Source organism: Neoasaia chiangmaiensis (assembly GCF_002005465.1).
In the GTDB taxonomy this organism is placed as follows: domain Bacteria; phylum Pseudomonadota; class Alphaproteobacteria; order Acetobacterales; family Acetobacteraceae; genus Neoasaia; species Neoasaia chiangmaiensis.
In genome coordinates, this window is sequence record NZ_CP014691.1 from 2,826,776 (window position 1) to 2,841,226 (window position 14,451).

Here is a 14,451-nt window from a genome sequence, read left to right on the forward strand (position 1 = left end):
ACGGCCGTGTCAACCACGATTCACGGGTGGCGCGACGAGTTGTGACGATTTGCGCGGCGTTGTAGGCTCGCAGGGCTGATACGCCTGAGCATTGAGGTTCATCGTTTTGCTGCTTTTCGACATCTATCGTCTGCTGTTGTTGCTGATTAACCTGTTCACCTGGGCGTTGTTGCTCTCGTGCCTGTTCAGCATGTTGCTGGCGTTCGGCATCCTCGATCCACGCAATAACGTCGTCTATGGCGTGGCGAATATTCTGAACCGCATCACCGAACCGGTATTGGCGCCAGTGCGCAATATGCTGCCCCAGATGGGAGCGGTGGATTTCAGTCCGCTCGTTGTCCTGCTGGTCCTGCAATATATCCTGGTCCCAGGATTGCAGCGACTTTTCGTGATGCTGGCGATGCATGGGGCCTGATTCCAACCGAACTGCATCCGGATGTCGGGTTGCCGTCCTGATTCCCTGCTACAACGAGGCCATCGCGATCGGTCGCGTCATTGACGATCTCCGAACCGCCTTACCCGACGCCGCCATTTATGTTTACGACAACAATTCCCAGGACGCGACAATCGACGTGGCGCGTGCCGCGGGCGCCATCGTCCGGACGGAGCGTCTGCAAGGCAAGGGGCATGTCGTGCGCCGCATGTTCGCGGATATCGATGCCGACTTCTATGTCCTGATCGACGGCGATGCGACGTATGAGGCCGCGGTCGCCCCGGTGCTTGTGCAGCGGGCGCAGGCCGATGGGCTGGACATGCTGAATGCCGCGCGCGTCAGCGACCAGAGTGCTGCCTATCGGCGTGGTCACCGGCTTGGCAATCGCGTGCTGACGGGGTTGGTGACATTGTTGTTCGGTCGTCGTTTGACTGACATGTTGTCCGGCTATCGGGTTTTTTCGCGACGTTACGTGAAATCCTTTCCTGCCATGTCATCGGGTTTCGAGATCGAGACGGAACTCACGGTGCACGCCCTGCAACTGCATATGCCGATCGACGAGGTGCCGACGCGTTACGTCGAACGGATGCCCGGGTCGGTTTCGGCTTTGCGCACGTACCGGGACGGAATCCGGATTCTCTATTTCATCGTTCGTCTGGTGAAGCAGGAAAGACCGCTGCTCTTTTTCGGCGTCAGCGCACTGGTGCTGGTCGCGGTCGGGATCGGACTCGGTGCGCCGGTCGTGGCGGAGTATCTGGAGACGCATCTCGTGCCCCGACTGCCGACCGCGGTTCTGGCCATGGGGCTGGTCATTCTTGCTGCGCTGTCGATGGTGTGCGGCCTGATCCTCGACACCGTGGCGCTGGCACGGGTCGAGGCACGGCGTCTGGCCTATCTGACGCTTCCGGCGCCGGCGGAAGGCGTGCAGGCGAAGCACAGCGCGGGCGTGCCGTCTGGCGTCTTGTAGCGCATCCTGATCGCCTTGAGCGCGCGGGGCAGGGCGTCCCGCCGCAGGACGGCAACGATGCAGCCGCCGAAGCCGCCGCCGGTCATGCGTGCCCCGCCGGCATCGCCGATGGCATCCTGCACGATATCGACAAGTTCGTCGATTTTCGGTGTGGTGATCTCGAAATCATCGCGCATCGAGGCGTGGGATGCGCGCAACAGGGCGCGAACGGTCGGGGTGTCACCGCTCCCCAGGACGGAGACGGCATCGAGAACGCGGCGGTTCTCCGTGATGATATGCCGGGCGCGACGCCATGCGACATCGTCCAGTTCTCCCTGCACGGCCGTGAGCATGGTCATGTCGGCGTCGCGCAGTGCTTTCACGCCGAGGAACGAGGCCGCCCGTTCGCATTCCTCCCGGCGTTTGTTGTACTCGCTTTCCACAAGCCCGCGTTTGACGCCGGAGTGCACGATGAGCACGGCCAGATCGGAATGGAGCGCGACGGGCTGGATGTCGAGCGAGCGGCAATCGATCAGCAGCGCATGGCCGTCCTCACCACATGCCGAGATCATCTGGTCCATGATGCCGCATTTGATGCCGACATAGTCGGTCTCGACGGCACGGGCGGCGACAGCCACCTGCTTCGGATCGAGGCCCTCGAAATCGGCGCTGATCTTGCAGGCGGTGATGATGGCCACGAGAAGGGAGGCGGAGGACGACAGTCCCGCGCCCTGCGGCACATTGCCTGTGATGGCCAGTTGCACGCCACGCAGCGGATAGCCGCGCTGCCGCAGGATTTCGAAAGCGCCGCGGACATAGTCCTGCCAGCCATGCGTGCCGGTCCTGGCGATTTCGCCGGTAATGGAGAAGCTGTCGGTCTCCTTGTCCTGTTCGAAAGCGATGACCTCGACCGCGTCGTCCTGACGTGGTCGCAAGGCAACGACGGTGCGGAAGTCGATGGCGCAGGGCAGGACGAAGCCGTCGTTGTAGTCGGTGTGCTCGCCGATCAGGTTGACGCGGCCCGGCGCCTGAACGACGAGCGTCGGCGGCATGCCGAAATGCGCTTCGAAACCCTGGCGGGCGCGGATGACGGGATCGTTATCAGTCGTCGTCGCGCTCATGGCGCTTCTCCGTTGCCGACGTGCGCGCGGAGCATGGCGGCTGCCTGCTCGGGCGTGAGGTCGCGTTGCGTTTCGGCCAGCATTTCATAGCCGACCATGAATTTCCGTACAGTCGCCGAGCGCAGGAGCGGGGGGTAGAAATGCGCATGCAACTGCCAAGGCGTCGGGTCGCGGTCATCGAACGGCGCGCCGTGCCAGCCGGCGGAATAGGGGAAAGAGACGTCGAACAGCGCGTCGTAGAGGCGTGTCAGCTTTTGCAGGGCGAGGGCGAGGTCAGCGCGTTGCGGCCCCGTCAGATCCGGCAGGCGTTTGACGGAAAAGCGAGGCAGCAGCAGCGTTTCGAACGGCCATACGGCCCAGAAGGGGACGATAGCGAGCCAGGATTCGGTCTCGACGACCACCCGCTTCGCCAGCGTGGACTCCCGTTCGACAAGGTCCAGCAGCATGGGGCGGCCATGTTCCGCGAAATAGGCGCGTTGCGTGTCGTCTTCCGCCTGCGGCTCGTTCGGGATGAAATCGGTTGCCCAGATCTGGCCGTGTGGATGGGGGTTGGAGCACCCCATCAGTTCGCCCTTGTTTTCGAATACCTGCACCCAGACGTAATCGCGCCCCAGTTCGGCGCTTTGTTCGGACCAGGCATTGACCACGCACTCAATGGCAGGGACATCGAGTTGCGGCAGGGTCAGGCTGTGATCGGGCGAGAAACACACGACGCGGCTGGTGCCGCGTGCGCCGGAGATGCGGAAAAGCGGGTCGTCCGATGGTGGTGGGCGCGGCGTATCCGGCATGACGGCGGCGAAGTCGTTCGTGAAGACGTATGTGCCGGTGTAGTCCGGATTGACGACGCCATTGATCCGCGTATTGCCGGGACAGAGATAGCAGCTCGGATCATGATGGACTGGCGCGCGGCGCAGGTGCGATTCCTGCTTGCCCTGCCATGGACGTTTCGCCCGATGCGGCGAGACGAGCACCCACTTGCCGGAAAGTGGATTGAAACGCCGGTGCGGATCGTTCTCCGCGTTGAATTCGGTCATGATGCCGCGTCGTTTCCATAACCCTGCGGATGGGCCTCGCGCCAGCGCAGTGCCGTTTCCACGATGGTGTCGAGGTTCTGATATTGCGGGTTCCAGCCCGTTTCCTGGCGCAGGCGGGTGGCGTCCGCCACCAGCACCGCCGGGTCGCCCGGGCGGCGGTCGGCCCATTCCCAGGGCACCTTTCGGCCGCTGATTCGCTCGACGCTCTGCACGACTTCCAGATTGGTGAAGCCGAGGCCGTTGCCAAGATTGTAGGTGACGGAGCGCGTATCGAGTTGGCCGATGGCCCGGATATGGGCGTCCGCCAGATCGGTGACATGGATATAGTCGCGCACGCACGTGCCGTCCCGCGTGGGATAGTCGTTGCCGAACAGCTTGAGGCCGGGGTGACGACCCAGCGCGGCGTCGATCGTCAGCGGTATCAGATGCGTCTCCGGCCGGTGATCCTCGCCGAGGCGGCCTTTCGGATCGGCGCCGGCTGCGTTGAAATACCGCAGGCAGGCGCTGTGCATGCCATAGATGCGATCCGCCCAGACCAGCGCGCGTTCGATGAAGAATTTGCTTTCGCCATAGGGTGAGCCGGGGTCGATGAGCGCGTCATCGGCAATCGGCGGTGGCCTGTCGTCGCCGCCGAACAGGGCGGCGGTCGACGAGAAGACAAAGCGTTTGACGCCATGTCGGGTGCAGGACTCGATCAGGTTCAGCGCGGTGATGTAGTTGCGGCGCAGATAATGGAACGGCTCGCGCATGGAGACGCCGACCAGGGAAAGGGCGGCGAAATGTAGCACGGCGTCCCACCGTTCGCTGGCCACGGCTTCCTCGGTGGCGGTCGCATCGGCGAGATCGACGTGCAGGAAGCGTGCCCCCGGCGGCACGGCGGCGCGATGGCCCGTGCTGAGATCGTCCAACACGGTGACGTCGTGGCCCGCGTCCAGCAGGCTCATGGCGACATGACTGCCGACGAAGCCGGCACCGCCGGTGACAAGACATTTCATTGCTTGCTTCCTACCACTCCGCAACGGAACCGTCGGCATGACGCCAGACGGGGTTGCGCCAACGATGGCCCTCCCGGGCCTTGGCGGCAACGTAATCCTCATCGATCTCGATTCCCAGACCCGGCCCATCGGGGATGGCTACGAAACCGTCCGTGTAGGAGAAGACGGCGCGGTCCTGGATATAATCCAGCAGATCGTTGCCCTGGTTGTAATGAATGCCGAGCGACTGTTCCTGAATGAAGGCGTTGTAGGACACGGCATCGAGTTGCAGATTGGCTGCCAGCGCGATCGGGCCGAGGGGGCAGTGCAGGGCGATCGCCACGTCGTATGCCTCTGCCATCGCGGCGATCTTGCGTGTCTCGGTGATCCCGCCGGAATGGGACGGATCGGGCTGGAGGATATCGACGCAGCCCTGTTCGAGAATGCGCTTGAAATCCCAGCGGGAGAACAGCCTTTCGCCGAGTGCAATCGGCGTGTTCGTATGTTTGGTGATCTCCGGCAGGGCTTCGAAGTTCTCGCTGAGGACAGGTTCCTCGATGAACATCAGGTCGAACGCGTCCAGTTCCCTGGCGAGTACCTTGGCCATCGGCTTATGCACGCGACCATGGAAATCCACGCCGATGCCGATATAGGGGCCGACCGCTTCCCGGATGGCGGCGACGCGGGCAATCGCCTCGTCCACTTTCCTGTGGCTGTCGATCATCTGAAGTTCTTCGGTGCCGTTCATCTTCACGGCTGTGAAGCCACGCTCGACGACTGCCTTGGCGGCGGCTGCCGTATCCGCCGGGCGGTCGCCGCCGATCCACGAATAGACGCGGATGCGGTCGCGCACCTTGCCGCCCAGCAACTGCCAGACCGGCACGTTGAAGGCGCGGCCTTTCAAGTCCCAAAGCGCCTGATCGATGCCAGCGATGGCGCTCATATGGATGGCGCCGCCACGGTAGAAGCCGCCGCGATACATGACATTCCAGTGGTCCTCGATCTGGAATGGGTCCTTGCCGACCAGATAATCGGCCAGTTCCGCGACCATGGCCGCCACGGTATCCGCGCGTCCTTCCACAACCGGCTCGCCCCAGCCGTAAACGCCTTCATCCGTCTCGATCTTGACGAACAGCCACCGTGGCGGAACCTGATAGGTTTTGAGTGCCGTGATTTTCATGCGTCGTCACCTTGTTTCGTATTCAGGGCCGCGATGAAGCGACGCGCTTTTTCGCCGACGGCGGCGGCGCTGTCGCCCTTGCGGTAAAGAGCCGAGCCGAGGCCGAACCCGGCCGCGCCCGCTTCCAGCCAGGGTCCCATATTATCGGGCGTGATGCCGCCAACCGGGATGAAGCGCGTACCCACGGGAAAGACGCTGCGCCATGCCTTGAGAATGCCGGGCGACGATTGTTCGGCCGGGAAAAGCTTCAGCGCCGCGGCCCCCGCAGCCAGCGCAGCGAAACCTTCGGTCGGCGTGGCGACGCCGGGCGTGCAGATCAGTCCTTTCCGATGCGCGGCGGTGACAACGCGCGTATCGCCATGCGGCATGACGATCAGGCGACCGCCGATACTGGCGACCTGATCGACCACATCGGGGCTGAGCACGGTTCCGGCGCCGATCATGACGCGATCGCCGAAAGTCTTTTGCAGGGCTTCGATGCTTTCCAGTGGCGAGGGCGAATTCATCGGCACCTCGATCAGGCGGAATCCGGCATCGACAAGTTCATGGCCGATGGCAACGACCTCATCGGGTCGGACGCCGCGCAGGATGGCGATGAGCGGGCAGGCCGCGAGCGCAGTATCGAAATCGAGCATCGTCATGTCTCCAGAAGCCCGGCCGCGCGGGCAAGATTCAGCAGGCCGGCGGCGGCCGTGTTGCCGAGCGTCTCGGGCGCGTGATGGCCGAGCAATGTGAAAGCTTTCGCGTAACGCGCCGTCAGTGCGGGCTCGCCGATCAGCACTGTCGAGGCGTCGCGTTGCGTGGCGAGCAGGCCTGTGCCACTGCGCACCTCGTCGCCGATCAGCAGGCCGGAAAGGTAGTCTCGCGCGGCGCCCGGCTCCAGCCGATCGTTCAGAACGAGGCTCCGGGTGGAAAAGAGGTGGGCGCTCAGGCTCGCCTCCGGTTCGCGCGCCGCCAGCACGCCGCGTGCGAACGCTTCGTCCCGGGCGCTTTCCGGGCTTTCGCAGTCGGACGGGAGACGACCGAGAATACTGTGACGTGTCAGCACGGCGAACAGTTCGCCCGTCATGTAGGTTCGAAACGAGACGATCCGCCCGCTTGAGACGTGCGCCCATTTGCTGTGCGTGCCGGGCAGGATCATGACGGCGCCGTCGGCCAATGACGGACGAACGGCCAGCGCGCCCACGACCTGTGCTTCCTCGCCGCGCATGACATCGGAAAACGCGCCGCCGACGCGCAGGCCGGGAACGATCGCGATATCGGCGGCGCGGTCGATGGCCTGGGCGATATCGGCGACACTGACCGGGCAGTCCAGATACGGAACCTCCCGCCAGCCGTTACGGCTGCCGATCATGCCGCAGGCCAGAATGGGCGTGGAGGCTGTGACCCAACCTTCCGTGACGGTTTGCAGGGCGGCCGGGAAACCGCCTTCGGGAAGATGCAGAATGCCCATGTCGGTTGCGCGGGTGTCGAGCACATCGCCGTTGCGATCAAACAGCCATGCCCGTAACGAGGATGTACCCCAGTCAAGCGCAATCAGCGTGGTATTATTTCGTGGCATCCGCTTTCTCCCGCCAGCCGAGCATTCCCGAGATGTCGCGGGCCGTGGCGATGACCAGTGGCGCCAGTGCCTCCATGCGCGTCAGTCCCAGATAGGGTGTGGCGCTGGCCACGCTGATCGCGCCGACGATCGTATTGCCGCCGTCACGCAGTGGCGCCGCTACGCATCGGATGCCGATCTCGTTGTCTTCCAGATCGAACACGCAGCCACGCCGACGATAATCGCGCATTCGCTGCTGCCACTTGGCAAATCGGGCATCGGTGCCGATTGTGCGCTGATAGATGCTTGCCCACTCGGTCTCGTCATCGTCGAGGAGAAGCGCGCGGCCGATGCCCGTGGTCGCAAGCGGCATCCGCTGTCCTACCCGTGACCGGGTCTCCAGGCCACGGCGGCTTTCGATCTTGTCGAGATACATGACGGCATCATCGGCGCGGATGCCGAGATGAACCGTATCGCGTGTCCGCTCGCCCAGCGATTGCAGGGCGGTGCGGCTCAGCGATGCGAGTGGCGTGCCGGATTGGGCCTGTGTGGCGAGGCGTGCGAGCTTGGGTCCCAGGGCGTAATGTCCCGCGCGGTCCAGCCGAAGCCAATTCTGCTGCAACAGGGCGGCTGTCAGCCGCTGGGTCGTGCTGCGCGTGCATCCGATGATGGCGGCCAGCTCCGAGAGTGTTTCCGCACCGTCGCCGATGGCCTGCACGATGGAGAGCCCGCGACCCAGTGTCTGGGTTCCTTGCGGCCAGTCGTTCGTCGGGTCGATATGTTCTGCGCTATCCATACGAACGCTGTTCTAGGCAGTGGACGCAGGTGTCTCAATATATGGTCGGTGACCCATATAGTGAGTATTTAGATATTACAGTCGCTTGCATGGCGTGCATCGCCGAATGTCACGGTGTTGTTATTCCCCTTGGGGTGAGGGCGGCGGATTTCCTGCGCCCGCCTGCCAGCACGTGCCGCTTATGGACGTCTCGCGGCAGGTGTCCGGGTTAAAGACCAAGCGCCGAAAGAGAAGGGTGGTCGATCGGGCGCGGTGCGGCGCGATCCCAATGGAACAGGCGGTCGGTTTCGCGGATGGCAAGGTCGTTGATGCTGGCATGGCGGTGCGTCATCAGGCCGTCGGCGTCGAAAGCCCAGTTCTCGTTGCCATAAGCCCGAAACCACTGGCCGGCCGTATCGCGCCATTCATAGGCAAAACGGACGGCAATGCGCTCCTCGTTGAACGCCCATAATTCCTTGATGAGCCGATAGTCGTGTTCTTTCGACCATTTGTCGGTCAGGAAGGCAACGATAGCGTCCCGTCCCTTGAGGAAGATGTCCCGGTTGCGCCATGCACTCTCCGGCGAATAGGCGAGGGAGACGCGCTGTGGGTCGCGTGTGTTCCACGCATCTTCGGCGGCGCGCACTTTCTGCGTCGCGGTTTCGTGTGTGAAGGGCGGCAGGGGCGGACGCTGCGGCATCAGAGACTCCGGGGCAGGGGTATGGGCGGGCGGATTTCGAAGAGGAGCGGCCAGTCCTTGCCGGTGACGAACAGGCGGTCGGTTTTGGCGTCGTAGGCAATGCCGTTCGGCACGGCATCCGGATCGGTGGCGCCGATCTGGTCCGCCAGTGGTGTCAGGTCGATCCAGCCGAGCACATGGCCGCTCCGTGGATCGATACGGGCGATTTCGTCCGTCAGCCATATGTTGGCGAGGATTTCGCCATGAACGTATTCAAGCTCGTTAAGATGCCGCAGCGGCGTACCGTTCGCCGTAACGCGGAGGGTGTGCACGACATGGAAATCGCGTGGATCGAGAAAACGCAACACCGGCGTTCCATCGGACAGGACGATGTGATGGCCATCGCTAGTCATCGCCCAGCCTTCGCCAGTGTAGCGCAGCGCGCCGATCGGCTTGAGGTCGGGCAGGGACCAGCGGAATCCGCGCTGGTTGCGCCACGTCACGCTCAGGATCTGATTGTCCCAGATCACGATTCCCTCGCCGAAATAATCCGGCGACAGGGCGACGCTACGGATGGTTCGGCCGGTCGCGAGGTCTTCCTGCCGAATGAACGACTGCCCTTCGTAGCCTGTACTTTCGTAAAGGCTGCCGTCATGAAAGAGCAGCCCCTCGGTAAAGGCGGTGGCATCATGTGGATAGGTGCGGATGACCTCGGCGGTCTGCACCGGCAGGGCTGGCGCTTCGGCGCGGGCCGGTGAATGCGTCGTTACCGCCAGGATCGCCAGAAGACTGGCCACTGGATGTCGCGCTTTGGTGGGTATCATCGCGTGCGATAGCTGGGCAGGGAGAGGTGATACCGAATGGCGACGGCCCGCAGGCCGAACCCGAGGCTGAAGGCGCCGAGCGCCGTCAAGGTTGGGTCGAGCCCCATATATTGCGCAAAAACGTAACACCCTGCCGAGAGGGCCGCCGCCGTCACATAGATCTCCGGCCGGATCACGATGGAGGGCATGTTCGCCAGCACGTCGCGGAAAATGCCGCCGACGCAGGCCGTCACCACGCCCATGATCGCCGCGGGCAGGCCCGGAATGTCATAGGCCAGCGCCTTCGCCGCGCCGTAGACCGCATAGGCCGCCAATCCGACGCCATCGAACCAGTCCACGGCATGGGCCGACCACCAGCGGACGGGTGTCAGCCAGACGAGCCAGGCCATCAGCAGGCAGATTGCGATGGTCAGCGAACCATGCATCCAGAAGACCGGCGCGCCGATCAGCAGATCGCGCACGGTGCCCCCGCCGACACCGGTGAGGGCCGCGAAGAACATGAATGTGACGACGTTCTGCTGAGCCCGGGCGGCGACCAATGCGCCGGATACGGCGAAAACCGCGGTGCCGATCATGTCCAGATCGCGCAGTGCCGTGGCGGGAAGATGATGTGGCACGAAAGGCGTCATGCACCCGGCGGTCCGACAAGGCGCCATATTTCCTCGAGTGCTGCCTGCAATGTGGGTTGTGGCGTGCCCCAGGTGACGCCTTCGGACGGTTTTTCCAGCCCGATGCTCCAGCCACCGCCGGGAGGGCGCTCGATCTGCACGCCCCAATCTTCCGGAATGCGCTCAAGAAGACGGATCAGCCGCGCGTCGGCGTTCGCGGGCCTGGCGTAGTTATGGCCCATCAGGCAGTTCCCCCGACGGTCAGGCCGGCGAGTTTCAGCGTCGGTTGCCCGACGCCGACGGGAACACCCTGTCCGGCCTTGCCGCAGGTGCCAATGCCAGGGTCGAGAGCCACGTCCGCGCCGATCATCGAAATCTTGTTCATGGCATCCGCACCATTCCCGATGAGCGTCGCGCCCCTGACGGGGCGCGTCACCTTGCCGTCCTCGATCAGATAGGCTTCGGACATCGCGAAGACGAACTTGCCGGACGTGATATCGACCTGACCACCCCCGAAATCGACGGCGTAGAGGCCACGCTTCGTTGAGCGGATCATGTCTTCCGTGGTTGCATCACCCCCGAGCATCAGCGTGTTGGTCATGCGCGGCAGCGGTGCGTGGGCGTAGGACTCCCGGCGGCCATTGCCTGTGGCGGCGACACCGCTGAGGCGTGCGTTCAGTCGATCCTGAATGAAGCCACGGAGAATGCCGTCCTCGATCATGACGGTACGGCCAGTGGGTGTGCCTTCGTCGTCCACCGTCAGGGAACCGCGTGCTTCCGGCAGGGTGCCGTCGTCGATCACCGTCACGCCGGGGGCGGCGACGCGCTGGCCGACCATGTTGGCGAAACAGGACGTGCCCTTGCGGTTGAAATCGCCCTCCAGTCCATGGCCGACGGCTTCGTGCAGCAGGATGCCCGGCCATCCGGCACCCAGCACGACGTCCATTTCGCCCGCCGGGGCGGGGGCGGCTTCGAGATTGACCAGGGCGCGACGCAGGGCCTCGTCCACGGCGCCTTTCCAGACATCCGGGCTCGTCAGCCGTTCGAGCGGATAGCGTCCACCCAGGCCACGACCGCCACTTTCGCGGCGTCCGTCACGTTCAACGACGACGGAGATGTTAAGACGCACGAGGGGCCGTAGATCGGCGATATCCCTGCCTTCGCCGCGCATGATGCGAACCGCCTGCCATTCGGAGGACAGTGAGGCGCTGACCTGCACGACGCGTGTGTCCTTGCCGCGTGCATAGGCGTCGATCTCGCCCAGCAGGGCGGCGCGCTGGGCGAAGTCGCTGCCGTCGCGGGGGTTTGCATCGCCATACAGTCGGCGGTTCGTGGGGGCGGGTACGGCCGCCAGCGTGCCGGATCGGCCCTGACGCACCATCGATACGGCATTCGATGCGCGTCTGACGGCGCTTTCGCTCAGGTCGTCCGAGTGGGCGAATCCTGTTTCGCTGCCCAATACGGCGCGCAGGCCGAAACCGGACGAGGTGTCGAAGTTGGCGGCGCGGATGACGCCGTCGTCAAGACTGAGGGATTCGCTTTCCCGATATTCGAGGAAGAGTTCCCCATCATCCATGCCATCCAGGCTCTGGCCGATCAGGCGCTCCGCCGTGTGGCGGTCCAGTTGCGCGTGCGGCCCTTCGAAGAAGAGGCGATCCGTGACCGAAAGGGCGGATATCGGGCTTGAAAGAGGATCGGCGGCTTGCAGGCTCATGGGAATACGGCGTCTTTCTTTTGCGTCCTGACACCAACATGGCGATATTGGCGGACGATTGCGAGGGGCTGTTTGCGCAACCTGATGGCTTCCCATGCGCTCGACGGGATGATCCTGTCGCAGGATACTGCGAAGACGACATGAGGAATGATAGCCCGATATGACGATGCGACCAAGGAAGCTGACCGTTCTGCTGTTGAGCGTCTCCAGTCTCGCCATCGCATCCGTGGACCCTCTTCGGGCGCAAACCGTGCAGCCGGCGCCCTCGTCACAGTTCACACCGACGGAACAATCCGAGCGTCATCCTGTGGCGGCGCTGGCCCCGGTTCCCCCGGCGACACCGTCGCCTGCTGCGAAAGACAAACCGGCAGGGGCCGCGGGAGGCACGCTGCCCGGAAAGCCGGACCCTGCGTCGAACTCCGAAAACGATGGGAAGGAGTCGCAACGAGCCGTGCCGGCCCCGTCCGCCGCCGGTGACGGGGCGGATGGCAAACCGGCTGCCCCGTCCGTCGCATCCGAAACGAAGGGCGACGGCAAGGCGACGGCGCCCGCAGGTCAGCCCGTTGCGCCCGCTTCTTCGCCTGACGGATCACGGCAAGGGGCGGCGAACGATAATGCGCCGCAAGTCGGAAAAAGCGCGCCGGACGATCATGCCGATACAAATGCCACGCGGCAGGCGCAGGGGCGGCCCCAGCAATATACGGTTGCAAGCGAGGCCGCCGTGGGCATGCGCCTGCGCAATGTGCCTCAGGACCTGCGATCGCCATCGATTGCACTCGATGGTCTGTTTGCCGCGATTGGAGGCGCGCATATCTTCCCCGATTTCAAGACGGCCGCCGACGCAACGCCCGATGCTGCGCCGACGACGCTGGTGCAGGAATGGCGCGCTGCGCAGAAGCAACCGAATTTCGATCTGAAGGCGTTCGTGAACGCGCATTTCACTCCGTCGCCGGTGGCGGAGGTGTCCTACAAACATAACGCAAACGAAAATATTTTCGATTATATCGATGGCATGTGGGGTGTGCTGACGCGCGGGCCGGATAAACCTGTCGCCTATTCGTCCCGCCTGCCGTTGCCCTATCTCTATGTGGTGCCGGGGGGGCGGTTCTCCGAGCTATATTATTGGGACAGTTATTTCACCATGATCGGCCTCTATGAGAGCGGTCGTTTCGATCTCATGCGTGACATGGTGAAGGACATGGCGTCGCAGCTGGACCGCTACGCGCATATTCCGAACGGCACGCGGACCTATTATCTCAGTCGATCCGAGCCGCCGTTTTTTGCGTTGATGGTCGATCTGCTGGCCAATCATGATGGTCAGGGCGTTTACACGACATTCCTGCCGGAATTGCAGCGCGAATACGATTACTGGATGGATGGTGCGGGCAATCTGGCGCCAGGGCATGCCTACCGCCATGTGGTGCGGCTGGCGGATGGAACGCTGCTCAATCGTCACTGGGACGATCTCGATACGCCGCGTGACGAAAGCTATCCCGAAGACGTGGCGACGGCCAACAGCGCCAGGCGGCCGCCGGAGGAAGTCTATCGCGATCTGCGTGCAGGGGGTGAGACCGGCTGGGATTTCTCTTCGCGCTGGCTTTCCGACGGACATGACATGGCCAGCATTCACACTACGGATATTGCCACGATCGAAGTCAATTGCCTTGTTGCGCATCTGGAACAGACTCTGGCGCATGCCTATGCACTGAGCGGCGACAACAAGCGATCGGGCGAGTACGATCATCTGGCGGCGGCGCGTATCGACGCCGTACGACGTCTGATGTGGAGCGCGGACAGGCAGGCGTTCTTCGATTATGACTGGAAGGCTCAGCGTCAGACGACAGTACTCTCCGCCGCGACGGTGGTGCCGCTGTTCCTGCACATGGCAACGCAGGCGCAAGCGGACGGTGTTGCCGCGACGGTGCAGGGCACGCTGCTGAAAGCTGGTGGCATCATGGCGACCGATCGGCATAGCGGCCAACAATGGGACGCACCGAATGGCTGGGCACCGCTTGAGTGGATGGCGATCAAGGGATTCAAGACATACGGCAATGATCGTCTGGCGGAGGATATTGCGCAACGCTGGATGACGCGCGTGATTGCGACTTATGAAAAATCGGGCGTGTTGCTTGAGAAATACGATGTGGAAGCGACCACGATCAGCCCAACAGGTGGCGGTGGTGGGGGTGAATATCCCATGCAGATTGGTTTTGGCTGGACCAACGGCACGCTGCTCGGTTTGATGAACGGCTATCCGGCCGTGGCTGATCGTATTCTCAAGCGCAATCCGCTCGCCAATCAACCGACTGTTCAGGCATTACCGCCTGTCGATGCCTACAGCGTCAGTAATCCTGCCAATAATGGTGAGCAAAAAGGAAAAACAGTATCCGACCCTGCAACACCGCCATCAGTTGAGCATCACTGAATTATTTCTATGAAATATGGCATCGTCGGCTTATTGGAAGATGAGAATGGCCGACGAAGACATGATGCCAGCCTGAAAGTTTATTGTCCGTCTGTATAAAAGAAATATTGATCGTCAAGAGGTAAGTTGACCTGCCGAGTCCAGAATTGGAACTTAAGGCCGGTCAATTTCTGAACTGCGCATTGTTTATTCCGAAGT

General features: G+C 63.0%; 15 protein-coding genes. 3 read left to right on the forward strand and 12 right to left on the reverse strand.

Annotated elements, in window-relative coordinates; all coding sequences use genetic code 11:
• Positions 1 to 91 precede the first annotated feature (91 nt).
• Together A0U93_RS13415 and A0U93_RS13420 are read left to right on the forward strand one after the other, a co-directional pair.
• Complete coding sequence (locus A0U93_RS13415) at positions 92 to 415, forward strand: YggT family protein (RefSeq protein ID WP_245824912.1); 324 nt, start codon at positions 92 to 94, stop codon at positions 413 to 415.
• Positions 405 to 1,400 (forward strand): glycosyltransferase family 2 protein, encoded by a 996-nt coding sequence (locus A0U93_RS13420; RefSeq protein ID WP_077807773.1) that lies wholly within the window; start codon positions 405 to 407, stop codon positions 1,398 to 1,400. Before A0U93_RS13415 ends, A0U93_RS13420 begins: the two co-directional genes overlap by 11 nt.
• On the opposite strand, the gene galK is transcribed toward A0U93_RS13420, so the two are convergent.
• From galK to tldD, 12 genes are all read right to left on the reverse strand, one after another.
• Entirely contained in the window at positions 1,325 to 2,500 is a 1,176-nt protein-coding gene (galK, locus tag A0U93_RS13425) for a galactokinase (protein WP_077807774.1), read from the reverse strand. The two genes, A0U93_RS13420 and galK, sit on opposite strands and share 76 nt — an antisense overlap.
• Positions 2,497 to 3,534 (reverse strand): UDP-glucose--hexose-1-phosphate uridylyltransferase, encoded by a 1,038-nt coding sequence (locus A0U93_RS13430; protein ID WP_077807775.1) that lies wholly within the window; start codon positions 3,532 to 3,534, stop codon positions 2,497 to 2,499. Before A0U93_RS13430 ends, galK begins: the two co-directional genes overlap by 4 nt.
• Positions 3,531 to 4,529 carry a UDP-glucose 4-epimerase GalE gene (gene galE / locus A0U93_RS13435; protein WP_077807776.1) on the reverse strand — a complete coding sequence of 333 codons (999 nt, stop codon included), beginning with the start codon at positions 4,527 to 4,529 and terminating at the stop codon, positions 3,531 to 3,533. The genes A0U93_RS13430 and galE overlap by 4 nt, the downstream gene beginning before the upstream one ends.
• A gap of 10 nt (positions 4,530 to 4,539) precedes the next feature.
• A complete protein-coding gene (dgoD, locus tag A0U93_RS13440) occupies positions 4,540 to 5,688 on the reverse strand; it encodes a galactonate dehydratase (protein ID WP_077807777.1) in 1,149 nt (382 codons plus the stop codon).
• On the reverse strand, positions 5,685 to 6,323 hold the full coding sequence (locus A0U93_RS13445) for a 2-dehydro-3-deoxy-6-phosphogalactonate aldolase (RefSeq protein ID WP_211274015.1): 639 nt from the start codon (positions 6,321 to 6,323) through the stop codon (positions 5,685 to 5,687). Before A0U93_RS13445 ends, dgoD begins: the two co-directional genes overlap by 4 nt.
• A 2-nt stretch (positions 6,324 to 6,325) precedes the next feature.
• Positions 6,326 to 7,249 (reverse strand): 2-dehydro-3-deoxygalactonokinase, encoded by a 924-nt coding sequence (locus A0U93_RS13450; RefSeq protein WP_077807779.1) that lies wholly within the window; start codon positions 7,247 to 7,249, stop codon positions 6,326 to 6,328.
• A complete protein-coding gene (locus A0U93_RS13455) occupies positions 7,236 to 8,024 on the reverse strand; it encodes an IclR family transcriptional regulator (protein WP_077807780.1) in 789 nt (262 codons plus the stop codon). The genes A0U93_RS13450 and A0U93_RS13455 overlap by 14 nt, the downstream gene beginning before the upstream one ends.
• Positions 8,025 to 8,232: 208 nt before the next feature.
• Complete coding sequence (locus A0U93_RS13460; RefSeq protein WP_077807781.1) at positions 8,233 to 8,703, reverse strand: nuclear transport factor 2 family protein; 471 nt, start codon at positions 8,701 to 8,703, stop codon at positions 8,233 to 8,235.
• The gene (locus tag A0U93_RS13465) at positions 8,703 to 9,506 is read right to left on the reverse strand and encodes a glutaminyl-peptide cyclotransferase (protein WP_077807782.1); all 804 of its coding nucleotides are present in this window, start codon (positions 9,504 to 9,506) and stop codon (positions 8,703 to 8,705) included. Before A0U93_RS13465 ends, A0U93_RS13460 begins: the two co-directional genes overlap by 1 nt.
• A complete protein-coding gene (locus A0U93_RS13470) occupies positions 9,503 to 10,123 on the reverse strand; it encodes a trimeric intracellular cation channel family protein (RefSeq protein WP_245824913.1) in 621 nt (206 codons plus the stop codon). Before A0U93_RS13470 ends, A0U93_RS13465 begins: the two co-directional genes overlap by 4 nt.
• A gap of 8 nt (positions 10,124 to 10,131) precedes the next feature.
• Positions 10,132 to 10,356 carry a hypothetical protein gene (locus A0U93_RS13475; RefSeq protein WP_077807784.1) on the reverse strand — a complete coding sequence of 75 codons (225 nt, stop codon included), beginning with the start codon at positions 10,354 to 10,356 and terminating at the stop codon, positions 10,132 to 10,134.
• Positions 10,356 to 11,828 (reverse strand): metalloprotease TldD, encoded by a 1,473-nt coding sequence (gene tldD / locus A0U93_RS13480; RefSeq protein WP_077807785.1) that lies wholly within the window; start codon positions 11,826 to 11,828, stop codon positions 10,356 to 10,358. Before tldD ends, A0U93_RS13475 begins: the two co-directional genes overlap by 1 nt.
• Positions 11,829 to 11,988: 160 nt before the next feature.
• Between tldD and treF the strand changes: the two genes are divergently transcribed.
• Entirely contained in the window at positions 11,989 to 14,253 is a 2,265-nt protein-coding gene (gene treF / locus A0U93_RS13485; protein ID WP_245824915.1) for an alpha,alpha-trehalase TreF, read from the forward strand.
• The last annotated feature ends 198 nt before the right edge of the window (positions 14,254 to 14,451 follow it).

Bases quoted from the DNA above. Each gene is read 5' to 3' on its own strand.
- A0U93_RS13420 (WP_077807773.1), top strand. From the start codon at position 405: ATGGGGCCTGATTCCAACCGAACTGCATCCGGATGTCGGGTTGCCGTC.
- galK (WP_077807774.1), bottom strand. From the start codon at position 2,500: ATGAGCGCGACGACGACTGATAACGATCCCGTCATCCGCGCCCGCCAG.
- A0U93_RS13430 (WP_077807775.1), bottom strand. From the start codon at position 3,534: ATGACCGAATTCAACGCGGAGAACGATCCGCACCGGCGTTTCAATCCA.
- galE (WP_077807776.1), bottom strand. From the start codon at position 4,529: ATGAAATGTCTTGTCACCGGCGGTGCCGGCTTCGTCGGCAGTCATGTC.
- dgoD (WP_077807777.1), bottom strand. From the start codon at position 5,688: ATGAAAATCACGGCACTCAAAACCTATCAGGTTCCGCCACGGTGGCTG.
- A0U93_RS13445 (WP_211274015.1), bottom strand. From the start codon at position 6,323: ATGCTCGATTTCGATACTGCGCTCGCGGCCTGCCCGCTCATCGCCATC.
- A0U93_RS13450 (WP_077807779.1), bottom strand. From the start codon at position 7,249: ATGCCACGAAATAATACCACGCTGATTGCGCTTGACTGGGGTACATCC.
- A0U93_RS13455 (WP_077807780.1), bottom strand. From the start codon at position 8,024: ATGGATAGCGCAGAACATATCGACCCGACGAACGACTGGCCGCAAGGA.
- A0U93_RS13460 (WP_077807781.1), bottom strand. From the start codon at position 8,703: ATGCCGCAGCGTCCGCCCCTGCCGCCCTTCACACACGAAACCGCGACG.
- A0U93_RS13465 (WP_077807782.1), bottom strand. From the start codon at position 9,506: ATGATACCCACCAAAGCGCGACATCCAGTGGCCAGTCTTCTGGCGATC.
- A0U93_RS13475 (WP_077807784.1), bottom strand. From the start codon at position 10,356: ATGGGCCATAACTACGCCAGGCCCGCGAACGCCGACGCGCGGCTGATC.
- tldD (WP_077807785.1), bottom strand. From the start codon at position 11,828: ATGAGCCTGCAAGCCGCCGATCCTCTTTCAAGCCCGATATCCGCCCTT.
- treF (WP_245824915.1), top strand. From the start codon at position 11,989: ATGACGATGCGACCAAGGAAGCTGACCGTTCTGCTGTTGAGCGTCTCC.